We start from the raw sequence: 23,915 nt of genomic DNA, 5'->3' as shown, positions 1-23,915 counted from the left end.
CCCCTCCCACATTGGTTTTGTGATGCTTCTGGGGGCGTTTATTTAGCGGCCGACACCCGCCACACCTTATTCCCCACATCATCCGCCACCAGCAAATCCCCCTGCTGATCAATCACCACGCCCACCGGCCGGCCCATGGCGTTCTCATCTTTATCGAGAAACCCGGTCAGCACATCCACCGGCTGCCCTTTAGGCTGGCCTGCCTCGAACGGCACGAAGATCACCTTGTAGCCACTGTGGGGCTTGCGGTTCCACGAGCCATGCTGGCCGATGAACGCGCCGTTGCTGAGCGGTGCCGGTAGTTTGCTGCCCTCGGCGAACGTCAGGCCCAAAGACGCGGTGTGCGGCCCTACCGCATAGTCCGGCACGATTGCCTTGGCCACCAGGTCCAGGTTCTGCGGCGTGACGCGTACATCCACATGCTGGCCGTAATAGCTGAAGGGCCAGCCATAGAACCCGCCATCCTTGACCGAGGTGATGTAGTCCGGCACCAGGTCGCTGCCGATCTCGTCGCGCTCGTTTACCGCGGTCCATAGCTTGCCGCTCTGGGGTTCCCAGGCCATGCCGTTAGGGTTGCGCAGGCCGGAAGCGAAAATGCGCTGCTGGCCGCTGGCGCGATCCACTTCCCAGATAGCCGCCCGGCCCTGTTCCGCCTCAAGACCGTTCTCACCGACGTTGCTGTTGGAGCCGACACTCACGTACAGCTTGCTGCCGTCCTTGCTGGCGATCACGTTCTTGGTCCAGTGGTGATTCAGGGGCCCGCCCGGCAGGTCGACCACCTTGGTGCCAGGTGCCTTGATCGCGGTTTCGCCCGCTTGATAGGGGAAGCGCAGCAGCTTGTCCGAATCGGCCACGTACAGGTCATTGCCGACCAGTGTCATACCGAAGGGCGAATTGAGGTTTTCCAGGAACACCGTACGGGTCTCGGCAACGCCATCGTGATCGGCGTCGCGCAGCAGGGTAATGCGATTGGGGCTCGGCACCCCGGCACCGGCGCGGCCCATGACCTTCTCCATGACCCAGCCGCGAATGCCCTTGGAATCATCCGGCTTGGGCGGCGCATTGGTTTCTGCCACCAGCACATCGCCGTTGGGCAGCACATACAGCCAGCGCGGGTGATCCAGGCCTTCGGCGAACGCCGCCACTTGGGTGCCGGCCGCTGCCGTTGGCTTCACGCCCTGCGGCCAACCGATAGCGGGGGCGATGTTCACCGTGGGAATCAGGGTTTTGTTCGGCTCCGGTAGCTGCGGCGACGGCCCGGTGCCGTCGGACACCTGCAGGGTGGAGCTTTCACCGCAGGCCGCAAGGGTGCCGGCGAGCATGATGAGTAGGGCGAGTCTGGTTTTATGCATGGTGTTCTCCTTGATACCTGTAAGGGTAGAGGAGGGCGCTGGTGCGATGGTTCAAGTGCAAGGCCAGCTTTAATTGACGCTCCACCCCCAACCCACTAACCTTCGCGGCTTGTTCCAGGTGCTCTGTGACCCATGGGTCGACCGAGTGAAACAGGGAAGCCGGTGAGCGAGCGCACTTGTACACAGTGCTGCCGCGATTCCGGCGCTGCCCCCGCAACGGTAAATGAGTCAAGACGGTGCCTTTTGCCACTGTATCGCCCGCGATATGGGAAGGCGCGCCGTCGGCGTGTTCGCTCTGTCGATGAGCCAGCGCACCACTCATGAGCCCGGAGACCGGCCTGGATCATCCAACAGCATCACGGTGGGCGATGCTTGGCTGTCTGTTTTTTCCTGCCTGCCGTTTTTGTCCAGCCCCAATGGAGAGCTGCCATGACCGATACCCCCGACCGCGACGAACGCCACCTGGCGCGCATGCTGCGCAAAAAAGCCGTGATCGACGAGCGCATCGCCAATTCCCCCAATGAGTGTGGCTTGCTGCTGGTGCTGACCGGCAACGGCAAAGGCAAGAGCAGCTCGGCATTCGGCATGCTCGCGCGCGCCATGGGCCACGGCATGCAGTGCGGTGTGGTGCAGTTCATCAAGGGGCGCAACAGCACCGGTGAGGAGTTGTTCTTCCGCCGCTTCCCCGAGCAAGTGCGTTTCCACGTGATGGGCGAAGGCTTCACCTGGGAGACCCAGGACCGCCAGCGCGATATCGCCGCCGCCGAAGCCGCCTGGGCCGTGTCCCGCGAACTGCTGCAAGACCCGCGCATCGGCCTGGTGGTGCTGGATGAGCTGAACATTGCCCTCAAGCATGGTTACCTCGACTTGGACCAGGTCCTCAGCGACCTGCAAGCGCGTCCGCCGATGCAGCACGTGGTCGTCACCGGCCGTGGCGCCAAGCCTGAATTGATCGAAATGGGCGACACCGTCACTGAAATGGGCATGCTCAAGCACGCGTTCCAGGCCGGTATCAAGGCACAGAAGGGCGTCGAACTTTGAATCAGCCCCGTCACTGCCCGGCCGTCCTGATCGCCGCACCGGCGTCCGGCCAAGGCAAAACCACCGTCACCGCCGCGCTGGCCCGTTTGCACCGCAACCTGGGGCGCAGGGTACGCGTGTTCAAATGCGGCCCGGATTTCCTGGACCCGATGATCCACGAGCGCGCCAGCGGTGCGCCGGTGTATCAATTGGACATGTGGATGGTGGGCGAGCAGGAAAGTCGTCGGCTGCTGTGGGAAGCGGCGGGTGAGGCCGACCTGATCCTGATCGAAGGCGTGATGGGCCTGTTCGATGGCACACCGTCCAGCGCCGACCTGGCGCGGCATTTCGGCGTGCCGGTGCTCGGTGTGATCGACGGCACCGCCATGGCCCAGACCTTTGGCGCCCTGGCCCTGGGCCTGGCGCGTTATCAGCCGGACCTGCCGTTTGCCGGGGTACTGGCCAACCGCGTCGGCACCCTGCGCCATGCGCAGTTGCTGGAAGGCAGCCTCACCGAAGGCTTGCGTTGGTATGGCGCCCTGTCCCGCGAAACCGGAATCGAACTGCCCAGCCGCCATTTGGGCCTGGTGCAGGCCAGCGAGCTGAATGACCTCGACGTGCGCCTGGACGCCGCCGCCCAGGCCCTGGGCAGCAGCTGCGAAGTCGCATTGCCGCCACCGGTGACCTTCGCCGCGCCGGAAGTGATCGAGGCCGAGCCGTTGCTGGCCGGTGTGCGCATTGCGGTGGCCCGTGACGAAGCCTTCGCCTTCACCTATGGCGCCAGCCTCGACCTGCTGCGGGCGATGGGGGCCGAACTGACGTTTTTCTCGCCGATCCATGATCTCCAACTGCCCGAGGCCGACAGCCTGTACTTGCCCGGCGGTTACCCGGAATTGCACCACCAGGCGCTGTCGCAAAACACGCCGATGCTTGACGCCATTCGTAACCATCATGCCGCCGGCAAACCCTTGCTCGCCGAGTGTGGCGGCATGCTCTACCTGTTGGATTCGCTTACCGATGTCGACGGCACCCGCGCCGAGCTGGTCGGCCTGCTGCAAGGCGATGCGGTGATGCAAAAGAAACTCGCGGCCCTGGCCCTGCAAAGTGTCGAGCTGCCGGAAGGCGTGCTGCGCGGGCACACGTATCACCATTCCCTGACCAGCACCGAGTGCCAGCCGATTGCCCGTGGCCTGAGCCCGAACGGTGGGCGCGGTGCCGAAGCGGTGTTCCGGCAGGGGCGGATGACGGCCTCTTACGTGCACTTCTATTTTCCGTCGAATCCGACGGCGGTAGCCGCGTTGTTTGCCCCGGACCGAGCTGAAACCCCATCCACTGTGGGAGGGGGCTTGCCCCCGATAGGGCCATGACCGACAACGCTTTCCCCCAGGCCGACCGCGACGCCGTCTACCGCGCCATCGCCGAACGCCGCGACATGCGCCACTTCAGCGGCGGCAGTGTCGCCCCCGAATTGCTGCATCGCCTGCTCCAGGCCGCGCACCAGGCGCCCAGTGTCGGCCTGATGCAGCCCTGGCGGTTTATCCGCATCAGCGACCGCGCGTTGCGCAGCCAGATTCAACAGTTGGTGGAAGAAGAACGCGTGCGCACCGCCGAGGCGTTGGGCGAGCGCTCCGATGCGTTCATGAAGCTCAAGGTCGAAGGCATCCACGACTGCGCCGAAGTGCTGGTGGCGGCGTTGATGGATGATCGCGAGCGCCACATCTTCGGGCGGCGCACCTTGCCGGAGATGGACCTGGCGTCGCTGTCCTGTGCGATCCAGAACCTGTGGCTGGCGGCGCGGGTCGAGGGGCTGGGCATGGGCTGGGTCTCGCTGTTCGACCCCCAGGCCCTGGCCGACCTGCTGGGCCTGCCGCCCGGTGCGAAACCCCTGGCGGTCTTGTGCCTGGGGCCGGTGACGGAGTTTTACCCGGCACCGATGTTGCAGCTCGAAGGCTGGACCGAGCCTCGGCCGTTGAGTGACATGGTGTATGAAAATGCGTGGGGAGTGAGTCAATGAGTGTGGCCTTGCTGTGTGTCGCTGCGGTGGCGTTGGATGCGCTGCTGGGCGAGCCCAGGCGCTGGCATCCGCTGGTGGCGTTCGGCAATTTTGCCGGGCGCATCGAGCAGCGTTTCAACAGCGGTGGCCGGGGCTGGCGCAGCCATGGCGTGACCGCGTGGGTTATCGCCGTGGTGCCGTTGACCCTGCTGGCCACCGCGTTGTCGTGGGCGCCGTATATCGGCTGGGTCCTGGAGATCCTCGCGTTGTACTGCGCCCTCGGCATGCGCAGCCTCGGCGAGCATGTGATCCCGGTGGCCCAGGCCCTGCGCAGCGAGGACCTCGACGCGGCTCGCACACGGGTGAGCTACCTGGTCAGCCGCCAGACCAGTGAACTGGACCGCACCGAAGTCGCCCGCGCCGCCACCGAATCGGTGCTGGAAAACGGCAGCGATGCGGTGTTTGCCGCGCTGTTCTGGTTTGTCGTCGCCGGTGTGCCGGGCGTGGTGCTCTACCGCCTGAGCAATACGCTCGACGCCATGTGGGGCTATCGCAACGAACGCTTCGAGCGCTTCGGTTGGGCCGCGGCCAAGATCGACGATGTACTCAACTATGTGCCTGCACGCCTGGTGGCCTTGACCTACGCCGTGCTGGGCAAAACCCGCCTGGCCCTCAAATGCTGGCGCACCCAGGGGCCGACCTGGGACAGCCCCAATGCCGGGCCGGTGATGGCATCCGGCGCTGGCGCGTTGGGCGTTGAGCTGGGTGGCGCCGCGATTTACCACGGCGAGGTGCACCAGCGTCCGCCACTGGGCGAAGGCCCGGCGGCGGATGCCGACTCTATCGACCGCGGCTGGCAACTGGTGCAGCGCGGCGTATGGTTGTGGTTGCTGATTCTCTGCGTGGGGGGGCAATTTTATGCTTGAGCACGGTGGCCGGCTGCGCAAGGCGGCGATTCAGTACGGAATTGCCGAAGCCGATTGGCTGGACCTGTCCAGCGGCCTTGCACCCTGGCCATGGCCGATCCCGGAGATTCCGCTGCGGGCCTGGGCGCGCTTGCCGGAGTCCGACGACGGCCTGGAACAGGCGGCCAGCGAGTATTACGGCGCCGCGCATCTGCTGCCGGTGCCCGGCTCCCAGGCGGCGATTCAGTTGCTGCCGCGCTTGCGCCGTGCCGGCAAGGTCGGCGTGCTGTCGCCGTGCTACGCCGAACATGCCGAGGCCTGGCGGCGTGCCGGTTACGTGGTGCGTGAAGTGCAGGAGCAGGAAGTCGACTTCTTCCTCGACGTCCTTGACGTGCTGGTGGTGGTCAATCCCAATAACCCCACCGGATTGAGCCTGGCCCCGCAACGCCTGCTGGATTGGCACGCAAGGCTGGCCCAGCGCGGCGGCTGGCTGGTGGTGGACGAAGCGTTCATGGATGTCACCCCGCAGTTGAGCCTGGCGAGCCAGGCCCATCAGGTCGGCCTGATTGTGCTGCGCTCGTTCGGCAAGTTTTTCGGCCTGGCCGGTGTGCGCCTGGGCTTTGTGCTGGCCGAGCGCAGGTTGCTCAAGTTGCTGGCCGAACAGGTTGGGCCCTGGGCCGTCAGCGGGCCGACGCGGGTGCTGGGCCAAGTGTGCCTGCGCGATACCGCCGGCCATGCGCGGCAGCGGGCGCGCTGCATCGAGGCCGGCCAGCGCTTGTTTGAACTGCTCGAGCGCCGTGGCTTTCAACCCCAGGGCGGCTGCGCGTTGTTCCAGTGGTTGATCACCCCGCACGCCGAGCGCATGCACGAATTCATGGCCCAGCGCGGCATCTTGCTGCGCCTGTTTGTGCACAACAGCAGCGTGCGGTTTGGCCTGCCCGACACCGAGGCCGACTGGCTGCGCCTTGACGAAGCGCTGGCGGCCTACAAGGACGCCTCATGACGACGCTGATGGTGCAAGGCACCACCTCCGATGCCGGCAAAAGTACCCTGGTGACCGCGTTGTGCCGCTGGCTGGTACGCCAGGGCATCGCCGTGGTGCCGTTCAAGCCACAGAACATGGCGCTCAACAGCGCCGTGACAGCCGAAGGCGGCGAGATCGGCCGTGCCCAGGCGGTGCAGGCCCAGGCGGCCAACCTGGCGCCCCACACCGACATGAACCCGGTGCTGCTCAAGCCCAACAGCGACACCGGCTCCCAGGTGATCATCCATGGCCGCGCCGTGACCAGCATGAACGCGGTGGCCTATCACGATTACAAAGCCATCGCGATGCAGGCGGTGCTGGCCTCCCACGCGCGGTTGAGCGAAACCTACCCGGTGGTGATGGTGGAGGGTGCAGGCTCCCCGGCGGAGATCAACCTGCGCGCCAATGACATCGCCAACATGGGTTTCGCCGAAGCCGTCGACTGCCCGGTGCTGCTGATTGCCGACATCAATCGCGGCGGAGTGTTCGCCCATCTGGTCGGCACCCTGGAATTGCTCTCTCCCAGCGAACAGGCGCGGGTCAAGGGCTTCATCATCAACCGCTTTCGCGGCGACATTGCACTGCTGCAACCCGGCCTGGACTGGTTGCAGGCACGCACCGGCAAACCGGTGGTGGGCGTATTGCCCTATGTGATGGACCTGCACCTGGAAGCCGAGGACGGCATCGACCAACGTCAGATCGACAAGGCGGCGCAGGTGCTCAAGGTGGTGGTGCCGGTGTTGCCGCGCATCAGCAACCACACGGATTTCGATCCGCTGCGCCTGCATCCCCAGGTGGATTTGCAGTTCATCGGGCCGGGCCAGCCGATTCCGGCCGCCGACCTGATCATCCTGCCGGGCTCGAAAAGCGTGCGCAGCGACCTCGCTTACCTGCGTGCCCATGGCTGGGACACCGCCGTGGCGCGGCACTTGCGCTACGGCGGCAAGGTGCTGGGGATTTGCGGCGGTTTGCAGATGCTCGGTGAGCAGGTGCACGACCCGTTGGGCCTGGAAGGGCTTGCCGGTTCCAGCGACGGTCTGGGTCTGCTGGCATTCAGCACGACCCTGGAAGCAGAGAAACAGCTGCGCAATGTGCGTGGGCGCTTGTTGCTGGAGGACGCCGAGGTCAGTGGCTATGAGATCCATGCCGGCGTGACGTGCGGCGCGGCCCTGGCGAACGCCGCCGTGCTGCTGGAGGACGGTCGCCATGACGGCGCGCACAGTGCTGACGGGCAGATTCTCGGCACGTATCTGCATGGCGTGTTCGAGACGCCGGCGGCCTGCAGCGCGTTGCTGCGTTGGGCCGGGTTGCAGGATGTGCAGGCGGTGGATTATCACGCCCTGCGCGAGCGCGATATCGAGCGCCTGGCGGATCTGGTGGAGAACCACTTGGATACCGATTTGTTGCGCAAACTGTGTGGGGTTTAAGGGTGTACACACGGTTCAAATGTGGGAGGGGCGGTGCGACGATTCGACTTGCCCCCGATAGCGGTGTATCAGGTGCTGAATTGTTCAGGTATACCGAGTACATATCCATTCCTGCGGTAACGGCCACGTATGGTTCCGCTCTTACAGCGGCTCACTTTTGGAAAGGCCCAAAAGTAAGCAAAAGGCCTTCGCCCCACCACTCGGCACCTCGCTTGGGCTCGGTGTGCCCTCACTCCGGCTTGAATCCGTGGGCCGCCGCAATGGGCCATCCCTGGCCCAGTGCGGCTAACCCGGCGTCCTGCCGGGTTACCCACGGATTCAAGCCTGCGTTCGGCCAGCGTGGTTTACGGGGCGACCTCAGATCAAAAGTCAGATCAAAAACGACTCGCTGCGCATCGTGGATGGGTGGGTGGGTAGGGGGTGTCTCATGCTTCAACTGATTTTAGGCGGCGCCCGTTCCGGTAAAAGCCGCCTGGCCGAAAAGCTCGCCAGCGACAGCGCTTTGCCCGTCATCTATATCGCCACCAGCCAACCGCTTGACGGCGAGATGAATGCCCGCGTTGCCTTGCATCGCGAGCGTCGCCCTGATCACTGGGGTTTGATCGAAGAACCTGTCGAGCTGGCGCGTGTGCTACGCGAAAACGCCGCGCCCGGTCGTTGCCTGTTGGTGGATTGCCTGACCCTTTGGTTGACCAATCTGCTGATGCTCGAAGACGCGCAGCGCCTGGCGTTCGAGCGCGATCAATTGCTGGAAAGCCTGGCCGTGCTGCCGGGTGAAATTATTTTTGTCAGCAACGAGACCGGTTTGGGTGTCGTGCCGCTGGGCGAATTGACTCGCCGCTATGTGGATGAAGCCGGTTGGCTGCATCAAGCCTTGGCCGAGCGATGTCAGCGTGTTGTCCTGACGGTTGCCGGCCTGCCCCTGACGTTGAAAGGTACTGCGTTATGACTGACACCTGGTGGCTCAACCCTTGTAAGGCCATTGACGCCTCGGCGTACGAACAAGCCCTGGCGCGCCAGCAGCAATTGACCAAACCGGCCGGTTCCCTGGGCCAGCTGGAAGCGCTGGCGGTGCAATTGGCCGGCTTGCAGGGCCAGGTCAAGCCATCGGTGGACCGGCTGTGGATCGCCATCTTTGCCGGTGACCATGGTGTGGTTGCCGAGGGTGTATCGGCGTTTCCCCAGGAAGTGACCGGGCAGATGCTGCATAACTTTGTCACCGGTGGCGCGGCCATCAGCGTACTGGCGCGGCAACTGGATGCGCAGTTGGAAGTGGTCGACCTCGGTACGGTGACCCCTTCGCTGAGCCTGCCCGGCGTCCGTCACCTGAATATCGGCGCGGGCACCGCCAATTTCGTCAAGGGCCCGGCAATGACCGGCGCCCAGGGCCGATTGGTATTGCAGGCGGGTCGCGACAGTGTGCTGCGCGCCCGTGAAAGCGGTGCGCAGTTGTTTGTCGGCGGCGAGATGGGCATCGGCAACACCACCGCCGCCAGTGCGCTGGCCTGCGCCTTGCTCGATTGCCAGGTGACTGACCTCACAGGCCCGGGCACCGGGTTGAGTGCCCAGGGCGTCAGCCACAAGGTGGCGGTGATCGAGCGCGCGCTGGCCGTGCATGCCGCGCAGCGTGGGGATGCGCTGCACACTCTGTTTAATCTCGGTGGCTTTGAAATCGCTGCCTTGGTGGGCGCTTATCTGGCCTGTGCCCAGGAAGGCATCGTGGTGCTGGTGGATGGGTTTATCTGCACCGTCGCGGCGCTGGTCGCCACGCGCTTGAACCCGGCGTGCCGCGACTGGCTGCTGTTCGGCCACCGCGGTGCCGAGCCTGGCCATCGCCATGTCTTGCAGAGCCTCGATGCACAACCGTTGCTGGAGCTCGGCCTGCGCCTGGGCGAGGGCAGTGGCGCGGCGTTGGCGGTGCCATTGCTGCGCCTGGCGTGTGCGCTGCACGGGCAGATGGCGACGTTTGCCGAAGCGGCCGTGGCAGATCGCCCGGCATGACTTTGCACCTGGACCTGTTGCGCCATGGCGAAACCGAACTGGGCGGCGGCCTGCGCGGCAGCCTGGACGATGCATTGACCGCCAAGGGCTGGGAACAGATGCGCGCCGCTGTGCTGGCACAGGGGCCCTGGGAGCGGCTGATCAGTTCGCCGCTGCAACGCTGTGCGCGGTTCGCGGAGGAACTGGGCGCGCGGTTGAATGTGCCGGTGAGCCTGGATAAGGACCTGCAGGAACTGCACTTCGGTGCCTGGGAAGGGCAGAGTGCGGCAGCGCTGATGGAGACCGACGCCGAAGGCCTGGGCCGGTTCTGGGCCGATCCCTATAGCTTCACGCCGCCCCAGGGCGAACCGGTCAGCGCGTTTTCCCAGCGGGTTTTGGGCGCCGTCCTACGCCTGCATAAGGCGTATGCCGGTGAGCGTGTGCTGTTGATCAGTCACGGCGGGGTGATGCGTTTGTTGTTGGCCCAGGCTCGGGGGTTGCCCCGTGAGCAGTTGCTGAATGTGGAAGTCGCTCATGGTGGGTTGTTCAACCTGCAGGTCGGCGCCGATGGCGTGTTGAAGGAAGGAATCTAAGCATGCTGCCGTTCTGGATCGCCGTGCAGTTCCTGAGCAGTTTGCCGATTCGCCTGCCGGGTATGCCGCAGCCGCAGGAACTGGGGCGCTCGTTGCTGTTTTATCCCGTGGTCGGGTTGCTGTTCGGCGTGCTGCTGTGGGGCCTCAATACGCTGTTGACCGGATCACCGCTGTTGTTGCACGCCGCGCTGCTGCTGACGGCCTGGGTATTGCTCAGTGGCGGCTTGCACCTCGACGGCCTGGCGGACAGCGCCGATGCCTGGCTGGGTGGCTTCGGCGACCGCGAGCGCACCCTCAGCATCATGAAAGACCCGCGCAGCGGGCCGATTGCGGTGGTCACCCTGGGCCTGGTGTTGCTGCTCAAGTTCACCGCACTGGTGGCTTTGATCGAACAGCGCAACGGTGTGGCGTTGATTCTCGCGCCGTTGATCGGGCGCGCGTCGATGCTTGGGTTGTTTCTCACCACCCGTTATGTGCGAGCGGGTGGCTTGGGCCAGGCGTTGTCGGATCATTTACCGCGCGTCGTCGGGCAACAGGTGCTGATCCTCAGTGGCCTGGCCTGCATCCTGATCGGTGGTTTCAGCGGGGGGCTCGCCGTGCTGCTCGCGGCCGTGTGTTTTATCGGCCTGCGCCAACTGATGGTCAATCGCCTCGGCGGCACCACCGGCGATACCGCTGGCGCGCTGCTGGAGCTGCTGGAAGTGGCTGTTCTGGTCGGTTTGGCGCTGTAACACTTTCTTGCATTTACTTAATCGCGGGTATATACACGTTCCATGCTTGCCTCCCAATGTTTATGTACCAACCTGCGACGTGCCGCCCGTGGCGTCAGCAGGCACTACGACGGCGCCCTCGACGGCTTCGGGATCAACGTCGCCCAGTATTCCTTGCTGTGCAACCTGCAGCGCCTCGATCAACCGAGCATTTCCAGCCTGGCCGACGCCATGGGCCTGGATCGCAGCACCTTGGGGCGCAACCTTCGGGTGTTGGAAGGTGAGGGCCTGGTGCGGATGGTGGAGGGGGATGACCTGCGCAACCGCCTGGTGCTGTTGACCGCCGCCGGTGAAGAGCGCCTGGCCGCTGCGTTACCCGCCTGGGAGGCAGCGCAACAGAAATTGATCGATCAACTCGGCGCGGAAAAACGCGAAACCCTGTTGGCCTTGCTGGATGAACTCGCCTGAACGCGGGTTTGTTCGAATACAAGCGGGTATATACCCGCGAACGGAGAATAAGAAATGACGTCGATGTGGCGCACCAGCGGTTGGATCCTTGTAGGGAGTGCGCTGATCCTGGCGTTGTCCTTGGGCGTGCGGCACGGGTTCGGCCTGTTCCTGGCGCCGATGAGCAGCGAATTCGGCTGGGGCCGTGAGACCTTTGCCTTTGCCATCGCCTTGCAGAACCTGATCTGGGGCCTGGCGCAGCCGTTTACCGGTGCCCTGGCCGACCGGTTCGGCGCCACCAAGGCGGTATTTGTCGGCGGGGTGTTGTACGCCGCAGGCTTGGTGTTGATGGGCCTGTCGGATTCGGCGTGGTCGTTGTCCTTGAGTGCCGGCCTGCTGATCGGGATTGGCCTGTCGGGTACATCGTTCTCGGTGATTCTGGGCGTGGTCGGCCGCGCCGTGGCGCCGGAAAAGCGCAGCATGGCGATGGGCATTGCCAGCGCCGCCGGTTCGTTTGGCCAGTTCGCCATGGTGCCGGGCACCTTGGGCTTGATCAGTTGGCTGGGCTGGTCGGCCGCCTTGCTGGCGCTGGGTTTGATGGTGGCGCTGATTCTGCCGCTGGTGAGCATGCTCAAGGACCGTCCGCTGCCGGTCATGGCCGGCCAGCAGACCCTGGGTGAAGCCTTGAGGGAAGCCTGCTCTCACTCCGGGTTCTGGCTGCTGGCCTTCGGCTTTTTCGTCTGCGGTTTCCAGGTGGTGTTTATCGGTGTGCACCTGCCGGCCTACCTGGTGGACCAGCACTTGCCGGCCACCGTCGGTACCACGGTGTTGGCGTTGATCGGGCTGTTCAATATCTTCGGCACCTATACCGCCGGCTGGCTTGGCGGGCGCATGTCCAAGCCGCGCCTGTTGACCGGGTTGTACCTGCTGCGGGCGGTGGTGATCATCCTGTTCCTGTGGGCACCGGTGACCGAAGTCACGGCCTACCTGTTCGGCATGGCCATGGGCTTTTTGTGGCTGTCCACGGTGCCGCTGACCAACGGCACGGTCGCCACGTTGTTCGGGGTGCGAAACCTGTCCATGCTCGGTGGGATCGTGTTCCTTTTCCACCAGCTCGGCTCGTTCCTTGGCGGCTGGTTGGGTGGAGTGGTCTATGATCGAACCGGTAACTACGATTTGATCTGGCAAGTGGCGATCTTGTTGAGCGTGCTCGCCGCAGCCCTTAACTGGCCGGTGCGTGAGCGGCCGGTGGCGCGATTGCAGGCGCAGATGGAGGCAGCATGAGTTCGACCTGGTATTGGTGTGGCGGGGCCGCCGCGACCGCGCTGTTGCTGGCCCTGGCCTGGTGGGGCTGGCAGCGCGGTGGCCTGGCGTTGATGCAACTGGGTATGTCGATCTGTTAAGTTCGGTGCCTGAACTCTTTAAAGGACTTTTCGACATGCAGATGCGCTGGCTGGCTGTACCTGTGCTGATGGCTGCTTTTGGCGGTGTGGCGTTGGCTGCCGATTGCCCGCCGTTGCTGGAGGGTCAACTGCCCAAGTTGCGCGCCAAGGAATCCATCGACCTGTGCCAACGTTTTGCCGGCAAGCCCCTAGTGATCGTCAACACGGCGAGCTTTTGCGGGTTCGCGCCGCAATTCAAAGGCCTCGAAGCGCTGTATCAGCGCTACAAGGATGAAGGGTTGGAGGTGATCGGCGTGCCATCCGATGACTTCAAGCAGGAAGCCAAGACCGGCGAAGAAACCGCCAAGGTCTGCTACGTGAATTACGGCGTGACCTTCACCATGACCGAGCCGCAGAAGGTCAAGGGGCCGGACGCGGTGCACCTGTTCAAGGTATTGGCGCAGCAGAGCAATGCGCCGAAGTGGAATTTCTACAAGTACGTGGTCGACCGGCAGGGCAAGGTGATTGCCGATTTCTCCAGCCTGACCAAGCCGGACAGCCCCGACCTGATCAAGGCGGTGGAGCAAGCCATAGCGTCCAAACCCTGACCAACGCCCATTGAAAAGCCCCGCCTCCTTTGCAGGAGCGCGGGGCTTTTTTACACCCGCCTGGATCAGAAGGTGTAGGTCATGCCCAGGCCGAAACCGTTGGCACTGTTTTCGTACTTGGCGCGGTAACTGGCTGTCGACGGGGCGTCAGCCGTCTGGTTGATCTTGACGTCTTCTTCTTTCAGGTACGAATACGCCAGGTCGACGGTCATGTTATCCATGACTTTGTAGCCCAGGCCCACGCTGAAGATCGTACGGTCGCCCGTCGGGATGCGCGGCGAACGATCGGTGTTGTTGGCTGGGGATTGGTCAAAGGTCAGGCCGGTACGCAGCACGACTTGCTTGGTCAACTGATACGAGGTACCCACCGCGTAGGCCCAGGTGTCGTGCCAATTTTGTTCTTCAGTGATAGAACCCAGTTGGCTTGGCGCCAGTAAGCCGCCTGCAGCTGTTACGCCTTCGTTGTTGACGGTGATCTCTTTCAGGCGACTCCAACGCGTCCAGGTTGCACCGCCGTAGAGTTTCCAGGCGTCGGTCAGGTCTTGGGTGACCGACAGGTCGTAGGACTCTGGGGTGTCGATTTTCAACGAAGCGTCGTAACGGTTGTTACGCAGGAACGGTTGAGTGGCTGCTGGGCCGCTGACCGTGGTGTGGCCTTCCAGCTTGTATTTGACCTTCGAGTGGTAGGTCAGGCCCACGCGAGTGGTGTCGGTGGCCTGGACCAATACGCCGACGTTGAAACCCAGGGCGGTATCGTCACCCTTGATTTTGACGTTGGTATCGGAAGCGAGCGGGCTGAGCGTCTTGTCCGACTCGAGCACACCGGAAATCCGGTTGATGGTCGGGCCAAAACCGATGGATACACGGTCGTTGAATGCGTAGCTGACAGTGGGCTGGAAGGTCATGACCTTCACTTCGCTCTTGCTGCCGAAGCCACGGCCCTGAAAGCCGTTTTCATAGTCGGTCACCAGGCCGAACGGTGCGTATACACCGAAGCCGACGGCCCACTGATCGTTGAGTTTATTGGTGTAGAAACCGAATGGCACCGCGGTGAACGGAACCATGTCACCTTTGTTGGAGCCGCGAGAGTTGCCACCGGTATTGCTGATGTCGGTGGAGGCATCGATAGCCGCAACACCACCGGTGATTTGCTGGCCATTCAGGCGCGACATACCGGCAGGGTTACCGTAGACAGTGCTTGCATCATCGGCAGAAGAGGAGCGACCTGCGAAACCCGTACCCATCCCGCTGACGCTCTGTTCGTTCAGTGCGAAACCGCTTGCGAACAGTTGGGAGGATGCCATGGCAACGGCGAGGCTAAGTGTGGTCTTGAGCATTACTTTTTTCATTATTAGAACTCCGTGGTGATCACCGCAGCGGAAAGTATCAATAAAATTAACATCGCGCTATAGGCTGTAATGCAGGAGATAGAGCGGTTTTGTAGGACAATCCGACCAAAATTCGGCTTTTTTGCCGAATCTTGCAAATTGCCCGGTCAGCAGGTCACGTGATTCAAGGGCGAAACACAGGTTTGCCAGGCCTGGGTGAAATCCCGCAGCCTTCCTTGAGGATGAAATATTTCTTTCCAGATACGCGCCATGGCTAAAACATCACCGGGTGGTGGCAGGGCAGGGCTGTGTTGTTCGACCAGGAGCCAGGCGATGGCCGTGGCATAACGCAGGTTTACGGTGAGTTCCAGTTGGGGCGCACTGAGAAAGGCGTGTTGGCTGGCGAGCCCGCGTACCAGGCTGGCACGCTCGGGGTCGAGCGCCAGGTAGTTATCCCACAAGGCACGATGGCGAGGTTCGGTGATGCTGTACAGGCCGTGGCCGCGTCGATCATGCAGGGCAGAACCCAATTCCGACTGGCTGGCGGCGATACCCAGCAGCAGTGACTCAGCCGTGGGGCTCTGCTGTCCGAGGTACGTCAGCGTCGGCCGGATCACATAACGACACAATTCACTGGCTGCGATACCCATACATGCCTCAATCCGTGAAAAGGGTCGACGAGCCCTGAGAAAGGGGGGCTTGGCAGCAGTGGATCGGCTCTCAGGCTCGTCGGAAGCGGATCATGCCGCTTGAGTTGAAGTGTAGTGTCATATTCATGAGGTAAAGGACTGTTTTTAAAACATCTTCTTCATCCAGTTATAACGTTTATATCGATTTGAACTTAGTGCAAATACTCGAGCCAAGAATGACGGGCAATAAAAAACCCTGCGTTTTAAGCAGGGTTTTTTGTGTTTCAGCGACTCGGGTCGATCAGGCAACCAGTGCCTGACGGGTACGCTCGATCACGGCCTGCAGCGGTTCAGCGCTGGAGTATTGATCGGGGTACAGGCGTTCGCTGTGACGGGCGATGCCGTGTTCGTTGACCAGGGTGAAGCTGAAGCAGCCTTTGCGAGCGGCCATGATCAGGCAGTTCATTGGGGCAAAAGCGTTGGTGAGGGTGCGAATGGCATCCTGAGTGTGGATAGCGGACATATTATTGGTGTTCCTACAAATGACACGGATAAGAACCGTGCAACGTTAAAACGTTCCAGTAACGTTGATCACCATTGATCGAACGAAGAACCCGACTGGAACAAAGCAGCCAGTTTGAAGCGCTGATTAAGTTAGGCGCGCTTGGGCTGGCAGGTAGGTACTTAGGAGGGCAGGCGACACAACAAGGGCAAAGGTTCTGGGCCCGGGGTGAAGATCCTGATCAATTTGCAGGTTGGTTCGGTCAGAGTATGAAAACTTCGCGGCACCCTTTGCTTGTTCAAAGGCAGTGTCGTCGCAAGTGATACCTGGAAACCATCGAGGTGGTCGATCCCGTGTTGTTCAGGGGAGTTGTTCGACCAGAATTGACTTTCAGCTTGGTACTAACGCTGCGGATAGTAACGGATTGAAACAGGCAATGGAAGCGTGCTAGTCAAAAAACTTCAATCAGCCGCCCAGCAGGCCACGGTACACCAGCACCGTGACGGCGGCGGCGAGGGAACAACCCAATCCATAGGCGGCCAGGGTCAGGCGCAAGGATTGGCCGGTCTCGACCATCTTCATCACATCGCCCATGTCGTCGATACGGCCTTCACCCAGCTCGATGCACAAGCTCACGGCGGTGAACGCGGCCGATAGCAGGATGGCGATGGCAAACAACGCCCCATCCGGGGATGGCAGCGCGACATTGATCCCTAGTGAAATGGCGCAGATGGCCAGTAACAACACGGCGAATAACAGAATTCCTTTCATCGGCCCACTCAGCGTTGCGTTGCCCGTCGGGCAGTGTGGCGAGCGGGAAAAGATTTGAAAAGTCCCTGCTTTGCCTCGGCGGTAACATTTTTGAAGGCTATCGCTTCAAAAAAAGCCGGGGATATAACCATCGGATCGGTACTTGTGCACATTAGTTGCGGCGTGTGTAACCAGGCTGTCAATCGCTGGACAGGGCCGCCATTTGCCTGCAATGGAAATTTAAGTCAATGAAAAATCTGGCTTTTTTTTATTGGTGAAAAAATCGTCAGTTTGACTGCGGGCCCCGTTCCATGGGCCTTTGCGCGAGTTAAAGGCTGGTTGTCCACTGAGTTATCCACAGCTTCTGTGGATTGTCCCGAGCGCTTGCTCTAGAACGGGCGTGCAGGTTTTTTTCAGCTTTACCTGTGCGAAAAAAAGAGTAGAGTGGCGCGCCTTCCGTTCTGTCCCACAGTGCTTTATGAAGTTTCGCTCAGTATCACCTTCTGTTACCGACACCCCCCAGACTGTTACCGCACCCAAGCGTTTTTCCTTGAAAGTCGCCCTGTGGTTGCTCGACAGCCCACGCCTGGGGCATAGCACCAACGTCAAACACTTCGCCGGGCGCTTGCTCAAGCAGCCGGCCCGTGAGGGCGTAGTGGCTGCGCAAAGCCGTCTGGGCCAATTGATGTGCCGCGAGTGCGGCAACGCCCGCGACCGCCGCATCGGCCACGATCTGCTGCGCCTGGCCGCCCGTGCCGGTGACCGCCGCGCCCAACGGGAACTGGGTCAGGTCGAAGACTGAGCTGTCCTCACGCTCTACGCTTGGTTAACCTTGCTCCTTTTCGGTGATGGCAGAAATGGCTATGGTTTTTGACTGGACCAGTGTTGCCCTGGGCCTGGCTGGCGCCGCAGTGCCTTTATTGGCGGTGTGCTGGCAGCTTCAACGGCGGTTGACCGCGCGGACCACCGGCTGGGAACTGCTCGAAGAGCGCCTGGCCACTGCGCAACTGGCCCAGGAAGGCCTCGTCGCTCAATTGGATTCCAGCCGCGATGAAATCAGCGATCTGAGCCAGGCCAACGCCGCCAAGCAAGCTGACCTGGCTGCAGTGCGCCGCGAGGTCGAGCTGTTGCAGATCGACCGCGACAACGCCCGCGACGCCGCCCACGCCTGGAACCTTGACCGCAGCGCCAAGGAAACCGAATTACGCCGCCTCGACGCATTGTCGGCCGCCTTGCGCGCCGAACTGCGCGAACAGCAGGAAAGCCATCAGCAGCGCCTCGCCGACCTGCAGGGCTCGCGGGACGAGTTGCGTGCGCAGTTTGCTGAGCTGGCCGGCAAGATCTTCGATGAGCGCGAGCAGCGCTTTGCCGAGACCAGCCAGGAACGCCTTGGCCAGTTGCTCGATCCCTTGAAGGAACGCATCCAATCCTTCGAAAAACGCGTGGAAGAAAGCTATCAGAACGAGGCCCGCGAGCGCTTTTCCCTGGCCAAGGAGCTTGAACGCCTGCAGCAGTTGAACCTGCGTCTGTCAGACGAAGCCACCAACCTGACCCGCGCCCTCAAGGGCCAGAAAACCCAGGGCAACTGGGGTGAGTTGATCCTCGAGCGCGTGCTGGAACACGCCGGCCTGGAGAAGGGCCGCGAGTACCAGACCCAGGTCAGCCTCAAGGGGCCGGACGGCGAGCGTTTCCAGCCGGATGTGCTGATCATGTTGCCGGGCGACAAGCAGGTGGTGGTGGACTCCAAGGTCAGCCTGACCGCGTACCAGCAGTATGTCGCAGCGGATGATGAGGTGATCGGCCAGGCAGCCTTGAAGCAGCACGTACTGTCGCTGCGCAATCACGTCAAAGGCTTGGCCGGTAAGGATTACAAACGCCTGGAAGGCCTGCACAGCCTGGATTTCGTGTTGTTGTTCGTGCCGATCGAAGCCGCTTTTTCCGCGGCCTTGCAGGCCGAACCGAATCTGTTCCAAGAAGCTTTCGACCGGCATATCGTGATCGTCAGTCCTACGACGCTGCTCGCCACCCTGCGGGTGATCGACAGCCTCTGGAAGCAAGAGCGTCAAAGCCAGAACGCCCGCGAAATCGCCGAACGCGCCGGGTGGCTGTACGACAAGTTCGTGCTGTTTATCCAGGACCTGGACGAAGTGGGCAATCGTCTACAGCAATTGGACAAGGCTTACAGCGCGGCGCGGAACAAGCTGACGGATGGGCGCGGAAACCTGGTCAGTCGCACCGAGCAATTGAGGTTGCTCGGTGCGCGTGCCAGCAAAAGCCTGCCGGCGGATTTGCTGGAGCGGGCGATGACCGACGCCGACGGCGTCGCGCACCTTCCCGAATAAACACAATCCGAAAGGTGGAAGGGGGTAAGTCCCCTCCCCAATTTTGACTGAGTAGGTCCGGTTTACAGCGGTAAGTGTCGACTCAGCAACGCCCGCAGCGCGGCGGGTTTCACCGGTTTGGCGAGGTAATCCAGCCCTGCCGCGTGCACCTCTGCCACCATCTCCGGGCGGCCGTCGGCACTGATGACCACACCGGGAATCGGCTCCGCCATTTGCGCCCGCAGCCAGCCCATGAGCTCGGTGCCGGTCTCGCCGTGGTCGAGGTGGTAATCCACCAGCGCCAGTTGCGGGCGTACGCCTTGCTCCAGCAGCGCCGCACATTGCGCCTGGTCGGTGGCGGTCCACACTTCACAGCCCCAGCGTGTCAGCAGGCTGCGCATACCGATCAGGATGCTCTCTTCGTTATCTACGCAGAGCACTTGCGCGCCGCTTAACGGCAGGCCGTTCTCCTGAGTAGGCTTGGCCTGTGGGCTGGCCTGGTTGCGTGCCAGCGGCACACGCACGCTGAACACGCTGCCCTTGCCCGGCCAGGAGCGTACGCTCAAGCGATGGCCCAGCACCCGGCACAGGCCGTCGGCAATCGCCAGGCCCAGGCCCAGGCCTTTCTCGGCGCGGGTCTGGTGGCTGTCCAGGCGCTTGAACTCTTCGAAGATCACCTTCTGTTTATCCAGCGGGATACCAGGGCCTCGGTCCCAGACTTCCAGGCACAGCTCGCCCTTGCGCCGGCGTACGCCCAGCAGCACCGGGCCGTCGGCATACCGGAAAGCGTTAGTCAGGAAATTCTGCAGGATCCGCCGCAGCAACTTGATGTCACTGTCCACGCGTAAGCGGCTGCCGCGCAGGCGAAAACGCAGGCCTTGTTCCTGGGCCAGGGCCTTGAATTCCGCGCCGAGGGTGTCGAACAGTTCGTTGAGCACAAAGGGCTGGCGCTGCGGGTTGATCTTGCCGTTTTCCAGGCGCGAGATATCCAGCAGGTCGCTGATCAGGTCTTCGGCCGAACGCAGCGAGCTGTCCAGGTGCTGTACCAGTTGCCGGGCTTCGCTGGACAGGCCGTCGTTCTGGTGGGAAAGGGCGGCGGAGAACAGACGGGCAGCGTTCAGCGGTTGCATCAGGTCATGGCTGACGGCCGCGAGGAAGCGGGTCTTTGACTGGCTGGCGGACTCGGCAACGCCCTTGGCATCGGTGAGCGCCACATTGAGCTGCGACAATTCGTGGGTGCGCTCGGTCACCCGTTGTTCGAGGCCTTCGTTGGCCTCGGTGAGTGCCTGCTCGGCCTCGCGGAACGCGGTAATGTCGGTGAAGCTCATGACGAAGCCGCCGCCGGGCATCGGGTTGCCGATCAGCTCGATCACCCGCCCATTCGGAAACAGCCGCTCTGAGGTATGCGCGCGGCCCTGGCGCATCCAGTGCAGGCGGCGCGCCACGTGCACCTCGGCTTCGCCCGGCCCGCACAGGCCGCGCTCGGCATTGTAGCGAATGATGTCGGCAATCGGTCGGCCTACGCTGATCAGCCCGTCCGGGTAATTGAACAATTCGAGATAGCGCCGGTTCCAGGCCACCAGCTTGAGGGACTGGTCCACCACACTGATGCCCTGGGTGATGTTCTCGATGGCGCCTTGCAGCAAGGCACGATTGAATTGCAGCACTTCGGACGCTTCGTCGGCGATGCGTACCACGTCTTCCAGCTGCATTTCCCGCCCTTCGATCGCCGCTTTCACCACGGCCCGAGTCGAGGATGCGCCGAGCACACCGGCCAGCAATCGCTCGGTGTGGGCGATCCAGTCGTTGTCGGCATTCTGGTTGGGGTTGAAGCCTTTGCCCTGGCGATAGGCAAAGCGGATAAAACTCTGCTGGGCCCGTTCTTCGCCGACAAACCGCGCGGCCAGGCTGAGCAGGTCGCTGATCTGTACCGACAGCATCGAGCGGGCATTGGCGCGCTGGCTGATTTCCTGGCCGATAAAGCGCCCGGCTTGCCAGTGTTCCGACACACGTGTGCGCGACAGCATCGACACCCACACGAACAGCGTGAAGTTACCTGCCAGGGAGAACACGGTGCCCAGGGTCAGTGAGGTGACGGACAAACCGAGCGGGTGCGAATGCATCCACGTCAGCCCCGGGAAAATGGCGAGGGACCAACCCAGGCTTTTCGCGGTAACCGGCAGGACCAAGGTGTAGAACCACAGGAACGTACCCGCCGCCAGCCCCGCAAATACACCGCGTCGGTTGGCTTGCTTCCAATACAGTGCGCCAAGCATGGCCGGGGCCAGTTGAGTCACTGCGGCAAACGCGATCTGGCCGATGGTCGCCAGGCTCGCTGTGGAGCCCAGCAGGCGGTAGCTGACATACGCCAGCAGCAGGATGATCACGATGCTGACCCGGCGCACCGACAGCATCCAGTGGCGGAACACTTCGAACGGCCGCTCGGCGCTGGAACGGCGCAGCAGCCAGGGCAGCAGCATGTCGTTGGAGACCATGGTCGACAAGGCGATGCTCGCCACGATCACCATGCCGGTGGCCGCCGACGCACCGCCGATAAACGCCAGCACGGCGAGGGCCGGATGGGCTTCGGCCATGGGCAGGCTGATCACGTAGGAGTCCGGCAGCACCGAGCCGGGCAGCATCATTTTGCCGCCCAAGGCGATCGGCACGACAAACAGCGCGGCGAGGATCAGGTAGGCCGGGAACACCCACTTGGCCAGGCGCAAATCCTGTGGGTCGATGTTCTCCACGACCGTCACATGGAACTGCCGGGGCAAGCAGATGATCGCCATCATGGCGACGCCGGTCTGCACCACCATCGACGGCCAGTTGATGGTTTCCTTCCAGTATTCCTCCAGGCGTGGCGCGAGCATCGCCTGGCTGAACAGGTCGCCGAAACCGTCGTACAGGCCGTAGGTCACAAACGCCCCGACCGCGAGAAAGGCGAACAGCTTCACCAATGATTCAAACGCAATCGCCAGCACCATGCCGCGGTGGTGTTCGGTGGCGTCGAGGTTGCGGGTACCGAACACAATGGTGAACAACGCCAGCACCAGGGACACGATCAAGGCGGTGTCCTGGGCTCGGGTACCGGTGGTATCGGCACCTGCGCCAATCAGCAAGTTGACCCCCAGCACAATGCCTTTGAGTTGCAGGGCGATATAAGGCAGCACGCCCACCAGGCAGATCAGCGCGACCACCACTGCCAGGGACTGGGATTTGCCATAGCGTGCGGCGATGAAGTCGGCGATGGAGGTGATGTTTTCCTGCTTGCTGATCAGGATCATCTTCTGCAGGACCCAGGGTGCCAACACCAGCAACAGTACCGGTCCCAGGTAGATCGGTAGAAACGCCCACAGCTGTTCGGCGGCCTGGCCTACGGCGCCGAAGAAGGTCCAGCTGGTGCAGTAGACGGCCAGCGACAGGCTATAGACCCAGGCACGCATGCGCGGCGGCAGCGGCGCATGGCGGCGGTCACCGTAGAAGGCGATGGCAAACATAATGGCCATATAGGCCAGGGCAACGGCGGCGATCAGCCCGCTGGACAGCGTCATGGTAACTCCGAGCATGAGAACACCCAGGCATTCCAGGCCCGGTTGGACAGTCTCGCATGATGCCTGGGGTTAGTCAGTGTCGACCAAGGTCGTGTGGGATCTAATGTCGCAGTTGGCGCTCAGCGCGGTGGCAGGGTTTTCTGGCGCAGGATGTAGATTGTCACCAGCACGGCGCTGGTCAACATGAAGCCACGCGCCCATGGCAACGGCACCAGGTAACAGGAAAAACCGATGCTCAGCCACATCAGGCCGATGGCGTAGACCTTGCCCTTGAGCGGGATGCCGTTGCCGTCCAGGTAGTCACGAATCCAGGGGCCCAGGCGCGGGTGTTCCACCAGCCACTGGTAGAAACGCGGGGAGCTTCGAGCGAAGCAGGCGGCGGCGAGCAGGAGGAAGGGGGTGGTCGGCAATACCGGCAGGAAAATACCGATCACTCCCAACGCTACGCTCAGCCAGCCGATGGCCAGCAGCACGTAGCGCAGGAGCAGCGAGCGATTGCCCATGGGTGTCACGGGCAAGCGACTCAGTGGTGGCGTGGCTTGAGGATCGCCGGTTTTTCGTCAGGGGCGTTGCACAGCAGGTACAGGGCGGTCAGGGCTTCCGGGATCTGTACGATCATGTCGTCCATCAGGTTGGCGTCGGCGGCGATGTCGGAAAATTCAGCTTCTTCTTCGAACAACCCCGAACCGACCATGATCGGCAAAAGCATTTCGCTGACTTCTTCCTCGGCGGTTTCGAACCAGGCGGCTTCACGCAGGAACACACCTTCCATGAAGCCGATGCACCAGCCGCGCAGGTCGGAGTCGTCCGGCTCTTCGCCCAGGTCCAGCTCGCACGGCAACTCGAACTCTTCATCGGAGGCCAGTTGGCGCGAGATGTGGGCCTTGAGGGCCAGCAGGGTGGATTCGATTTCTTCGCGCTGGGCGGCGTCGGCGTAGTGCGGCTCTTCGGCGAACAGTGCGTCGATCCATTCACGGTCGGGAACGACCTCGGAGCAGATCGACAGGGCGGTCAGGTAGCCGTGGGCGGCCACGTAGTCCAGCGCCTCGTCATGCAGCTCATCGGCGTCGAGGAAGGCTTGCAGGCGGGTTAGTTGCTCAGCGAAGGACATTGAAGGACTACCTTGGGAATAAACGATGCTGAATTCTAGGCTTTCTTGCGCGCCCAAGCCAGTCGGCATGCATATTTGCCAGGTTTTAGAGACGGGCTGCAATTCGTCAGCGGCACCCTTTGCCGGATGACGCTCGGGTATACTGCCGCGTTTTGTGATGCCCCTGCAGGCCAAGCGCCAGGTCGAGAAAACTTCGCTTACGGATTATTTTCCGTGAGCCCGTATTTTTTCGACCAGCCTGTACAGAGGGATTTCGGCACTATTTTGTTGGAGTTATAC

Annotated in this window: 24 protein-coding genes and 1 riboswitch; of the genes, 16 read left to right on the top strand and 8 right to left on the bottom strand. The window is 62.4% G+C overall.

The features are described from left to right. Positions 1-38: 38 nt before the first annotated feature. On the bottom strand, positions 39-1,352 hold the full coding sequence (locus NIBR502773_RS07060) for a sorbosone dehydrogenase family protein (protein WP_141155719.1): 1,314 nt from the start codon (positions 1,350-1,352) through the stop codon (positions 39-41). 99 nt (positions 1,353-1,451) lie between these two features. Then, positions 1,452-1,709: riboswitch (cobalamin riboswitch) on the top strand. Positions 1,710-1,781: 72 nt separating this feature from the next. On the opposite strand from NIBR502773_RS07060, the gene cobO reads away from it, so the two are divergent. The 14 genes from cobO to NIBR502773_RS06990 all read left to right on the top strand — a co-directional run bounded on the left by cobO (position 1,782) and on the right by NIBR502773_RS06990 (position 13,441). After that, positions 1,782-2,393 (top strand): cob(I)yrinic acid a,c-diamide adenosyltransferase, encoded by a 612-nt coding sequence (cobO, locus tag NIBR502773_RS07055; RefSeq protein WP_065924919.1) that lies wholly within the window; start codon positions 1,782-1,784, stop codon positions 2,391-2,393. Beyond that, the gene (locus NIBR502773_RS07050) at positions 2,390-3,739 is read left to right on the top strand and encodes a cobyrinate a,c-diamide synthase (RefSeq protein ID WP_141155718.1); all 1,350 of its coding nucleotides are present in this window, start codon (positions 2,390-2,392) and stop codon (positions 3,737-3,739) included. The genes cobO and NIBR502773_RS07050 overlap by 4 nt, the downstream gene beginning before the upstream one ends. Further along, positions 3,736-4,386: a 5,6-dimethylbenzimidazole synthase gene (gene bluB, locus NIBR502773_RS07045; RefSeq protein WP_141155717.1), complete on the top strand. Its 651-nt coding sequence runs from the start codon at positions 3,736-3,738 to the stop codon at positions 4,384-4,386. The genes NIBR502773_RS07050 and bluB overlap by 4 nt, the downstream gene beginning before the upstream one ends. After that, complete coding sequence (gene cbiB, locus NIBR502773_RS07040) at positions 4,383-5,291, top strand: adenosylcobinamide-phosphate synthase CbiB (RefSeq protein WP_141155716.1); 909 nt, start codon at positions 4,383-4,385, stop codon at positions 5,289-5,291. The genes bluB and cbiB overlap by 4 nt, the downstream gene beginning before the upstream one ends. Then, complete coding sequence (gene cobD, locus NIBR502773_RS07035) at positions 5,284-6,273, top strand: threonine-phosphate decarboxylase CobD (RefSeq protein ID WP_141155715.1); 990 nt, start codon at positions 5,284-5,286, stop codon at positions 6,271-6,273. The genes cbiB and cobD overlap by 8 nt, the downstream gene beginning before the upstream one ends. Further along, entirely contained in the window at positions 6,270-7,721 is a 1,452-nt protein-coding gene (locus NIBR502773_RS07030) for a cobyric acid synthase (protein WP_141155714.1), read from the top strand. Before cobD ends, NIBR502773_RS07030 begins: the two co-directional genes overlap by 4 nt. A 427-nt stretch (positions 7,722-8,148) precedes the next feature. Continuing rightward, on the top strand, positions 8,149-8,670 hold the full coding sequence (gene cobU, locus NIBR502773_RS07020; RefSeq protein WP_092355238.1) for a bifunctional adenosylcobinamide kinase/adenosylcobinamide-phosphate guanylyltransferase: 522 nt from the start codon (positions 8,149-8,151) through the stop codon (positions 8,668-8,670). Beyond that, entirely contained in the window at positions 8,667-9,722 is a 1,056-nt protein-coding gene (cobT, locus tag NIBR502773_RS07015) for a nicotinate-nucleotide--dimethylbenzimidazole phosphoribosyltransferase (protein WP_141155713.1), read from the top strand. Before cobU ends, cobT begins: the two co-directional genes overlap by 4 nt. Next, on the top strand, positions 9,719-10,294 hold the full coding sequence (gene cobC / locus NIBR502773_RS07010; RefSeq protein ID WP_141155712.1) for an alpha-ribazole phosphatase family protein: 576 nt from the start codon (positions 9,719-9,721) through the stop codon (positions 10,292-10,294). The genes cobT and cobC overlap by 4 nt, the downstream gene beginning before the upstream one ends. A gap of 2 nt (positions 10,295-10,296) precedes the next feature. Further along, positions 10,297-11,025 (top strand): adenosylcobinamide-GDP ribazoletransferase, encoded by a 729-nt coding sequence (locus NIBR502773_RS07005; protein WP_027603811.1) that lies wholly within the window; start codon positions 10,297-10,299, stop codon positions 11,023-11,025. Between the two features lie 42 nt (positions 11,026-11,067). Continuing rightward, complete coding sequence (locus tag NIBR502773_RS07000) at positions 11,068-11,472, top strand: MarR family winged helix-turn-helix transcriptional regulator (RefSeq protein WP_027603812.1); 405 nt, start codon at positions 11,068-11,070, stop codon at positions 11,470-11,472. A gap of 63 nt (positions 11,473-11,535) precedes the next feature. Beyond that, positions 11,536-12,735 carry an MFS transporter gene (locus tag NIBR502773_RS06995; RefSeq protein WP_168209032.1) on the top strand — a complete coding sequence of 400 codons (1,200 nt, stop codon included), beginning with the start codon at positions 11,536-11,538 and terminating at the stop codon, positions 12,733-12,735. After that, positions 12,732-12,854 carry a hypothetical protein gene (locus tag NIBR502773_RS30880; RefSeq protein WP_256221084.1) on the top strand — a complete coding sequence of 41 codons (123 nt, stop codon included), beginning with the start codon at positions 12,732-12,734 and terminating at the stop codon, positions 12,852-12,854. The genes NIBR502773_RS06995 and NIBR502773_RS30880 overlap by 4 nt, the downstream gene beginning before the upstream one ends. A 35-nt stretch (positions 12,855-12,889) precedes the next feature. Further along, positions 12,890-13,441, top strand: coding sequence for a glutathione peroxidase (locus NIBR502773_RS06990; protein WP_027603814.1), 552 nt, complete (start codon positions 12,890-12,892; stop codon positions 13,439-13,441). 65 nt (positions 13,442-13,506) lie between these two features. On the opposite strand, the gene NIBR502773_RS06985 is transcribed toward NIBR502773_RS06990, so the two are convergent. The 4 genes from NIBR502773_RS06985 to NIBR502773_RS06965 form a co-directional block, all read right to left on the bottom strand. Continuing rightward, positions 13,507-14,790 (bottom strand): OmpP1/FadL family transporter, encoded by a 1,284-nt coding sequence (locus NIBR502773_RS06985; protein ID WP_115486744.1) that lies wholly within the window; start codon positions 14,788-14,790, stop codon positions 13,507-13,509. 146 nt (positions 14,791-14,936) lie between these two features. Further along, positions 14,937-15,419 carry a hypothetical protein gene (locus NIBR502773_RS06980; RefSeq protein ID WP_141155710.1) on the bottom strand — a complete coding sequence of 161 codons (483 nt, stop codon included), beginning with the start codon at positions 15,417-15,419 and terminating at the stop codon, positions 14,937-14,939. Between the two features lie 280 nt (positions 15,420-15,699). Then, positions 15,700-15,921: a hypothetical protein gene (locus tag NIBR502773_RS06975; RefSeq protein WP_010563939.1), complete on the bottom strand. Its 222-nt coding sequence runs from the start codon at positions 15,919-15,921 to the stop codon at positions 15,700-15,702. Between the two features lie 444 nt (positions 15,922-16,365). After that, positions 16,366-16,671, bottom strand: a complete 306-nt coding sequence (locus tag NIBR502773_RS06965; protein ID WP_141155709.1) for a hypothetical protein — start codon at positions 16,669-16,671, stop codon at positions 16,366-16,368. 457 nt (positions 16,672-17,128) lie between these two features. On the opposite strand from NIBR502773_RS06965, the gene NIBR502773_RS06960 reads away from it, so the two are divergent. Both NIBR502773_RS06960 and rmuC read left to right on the top strand, forming a co-directional pair. Next, positions 17,129-17,452, top strand: a complete 324-nt coding sequence (locus NIBR502773_RS06960) for a hypothetical protein (RefSeq protein WP_043293316.1) — start codon at positions 17,129-17,131, stop codon at positions 17,450-17,452. A 175-nt stretch (positions 17,453-17,627) separates the two neighbouring features. Next, positions 17,628-18,992 carry a DNA recombination protein RmuC gene (gene rmuC / locus NIBR502773_RS06955; protein WP_177414168.1) on the top strand — a complete coding sequence of 455 codons (1,365 nt, stop codon included), beginning with the start codon at positions 17,628-17,630 and terminating at the stop codon, positions 18,990-18,992. A gap of 62 nt (positions 18,993-19,054) precedes the next feature. On the opposite strand, the gene NIBR502773_RS06950 is transcribed toward rmuC, so the two are convergent. The 3 genes from NIBR502773_RS06950 to NIBR502773_RS06940 form a co-directional block, all read right to left on the bottom strand. After that, complete coding sequence (locus tag NIBR502773_RS06950; protein ID WP_065940583.1) at positions 19,055-22,525, bottom strand: PAS domain-containing hybrid sensor histidine kinase/response regulator; 3,471 nt, start codon at positions 22,523-22,525, stop codon at positions 19,055-19,057. Between the two features lie 119 nt (positions 22,526-22,644). Then, positions 22,645-23,028, bottom strand: coding sequence for a YbaN family protein (locus NIBR502773_RS06945; RefSeq protein WP_027603821.1), 384 nt, complete (start codon positions 23,026-23,028; stop codon positions 22,645-22,647). A 20-nt stretch (positions 23,029-23,048) separates the two neighbouring features. Next, positions 23,049-23,636 carry a YecA family protein gene (locus tag NIBR502773_RS06940; RefSeq protein WP_027603822.1) on the bottom strand — a complete coding sequence of 196 codons (588 nt, stop codon included), beginning with the start codon at positions 23,634-23,636 and terminating at the stop codon, positions 23,049-23,051. Positions 23,637-23,915 lie beyond the last annotated feature (279 nt).

Origin of the sequence: Pseudomonas sp. NIBRBAC000502773 (assembly GCF_006517195.1) — a bacterium.
In the GTDB taxonomy this organism is placed as follows: Bacteria; Pseudomonadota; Gammaproteobacteria; order Pseudomonadales; family Pseudomonadaceae; genus Aquipseudomonas; species Aquipseudomonas marginalis.
Note: the sequence above shows the minus strand (reverse complement) of the source record. Positions and strands in the feature narration are given on the sequence as shown.

Coding starts and splice junctions, on each gene's coding strand:
- cobD (WP_141155715.1), top strand. CDS start 5,284: ATGCTTGAGCACGGTGGCCGGCTGCGCAAGGCGGCGATTCAGTACGGA.
- cbiB (WP_141155716.1), top strand. CDS start 4,383: ATGAGTGTGGCCTTGCTGTGTGTCGCTGCGGTGGCGTTGGATGCGCTG.
- NIBR502773_RS06960 (WP_043293316.1), top strand. CDS start 17,129: ATGAAGTTTCGCTCAGTATCACCTTCTGTTACCGACACCCCCCAGACT.
- NIBR502773_RS07000 (WP_027603812.1), top strand. CDS start 11,068: ATGCTTGCCTCCCAATGTTTATGTACCAACCTGCGACGTGCCGCCCGT.
- cobO (WP_065924919.1), top strand. CDS start 1,782: ATGACCGATACCCCCGACCGCGACGAACGCCACCTGGCGCGCATGCTG.
- cobT (WP_141155713.1), top strand. CDS start 8,667: ATGACTGACACCTGGTGGCTCAACCCTTGTAAGGCCATTGACGCCTCG.
- NIBR502773_RS06985 (WP_115486744.1), bottom strand. CDS start 14,790: ATGAAAAAAGTAATGCTCAAGACCACACTTAGCCTCGCCGTTGCCATG.
- bluB (WP_141155717.1), top strand. CDS start 3,736: ATGACCGACAACGCTTTCCCCCAGGCCGACCGCGACGCCGTCTACCGC.
- NIBR502773_RS06945 (WP_027603821.1), bottom strand. CDS start 23,028: ATGGGCAATCGCTCGCTGCTCCTGCGCTACGTGCTGCTGGCCATCGGC.
- NIBR502773_RS30880 (WP_256221084.1), top strand. CDS start 12,732: ATGAGTTCGACCTGGTATTGGTGTGGCGGGGCCGCCGCGACCGCGCTG.
- NIBR502773_RS06940 (WP_027603822.1), bottom strand. CDS start 23,636: ATGTCCTTCGCTGAGCAACTAACCCGCCTGCAAGCCTTCCTCGACGCC.
- NIBR502773_RS06995 (WP_168209032.1), top strand. CDS start 11,536: ATGTGGCGCACCAGCGGTTGGATCCTTGTAGGGAGTGCGCTGATCCTG.
- NIBR502773_RS06980 (WP_141155710.1), bottom strand. CDS start 15,419: ATGGGTATCGCAGCCAGTGAATTGTGTCGTTATGTGATCCGGCCGACG.
- NIBR502773_RS06965 (WP_141155709.1), bottom strand. CDS start 16,671: ATGAAAGGAATTCTGTTATTCGCCGTGTTGTTACTGGCCATCTGCGCC.
- NIBR502773_RS07060 (WP_141155719.1), bottom strand. CDS start 1,352: ATGCATAAAACCAGACTCGCCCTACTCATCATGCTCGCCGGCACCCTT.
- cobC (WP_141155712.1), top strand. CDS start 9,719: ATGACTTTGCACCTGGACCTGTTGCGCCATGGCGAAACCGAACTGGGC.
- NIBR502773_RS06950 (WP_065940583.1), bottom strand. CDS start 22,525: ATGACGCTGTCCAGCGGGCTGATCGCCGCCGTTGCCCTGGCCTATATG.
- NIBR502773_RS07005 (WP_027603811.1), top strand. CDS start 10,297: ATGCTGCCGTTCTGGATCGCCGTGCAGTTCCTGAGCAGTTTGCCGATT.
- NIBR502773_RS06990 (WP_027603814.1), top strand. CDS start 12,890: ATGCAGATGCGCTGGCTGGCTGTACCTGTGCTGATGGCTGCTTTTGGC.
- cobU (WP_092355238.1), top strand. CDS start 8,149: ATGCTTCAACTGATTTTAGGCGGCGCCCGTTCCGGTAAAAGCCGCCTG.
- NIBR502773_RS07030 (WP_141155714.1), top strand. CDS start 6,270: ATGACGACGCTGATGGTGCAAGGCACCACCTCCGATGCCGGCAAAAGT.
- NIBR502773_RS06975 (WP_010563939.1), bottom strand. CDS start 15,921: ATGTCCGCTATCCACACTCAGGATGCCATTCGCACCCTCACCAACGCT.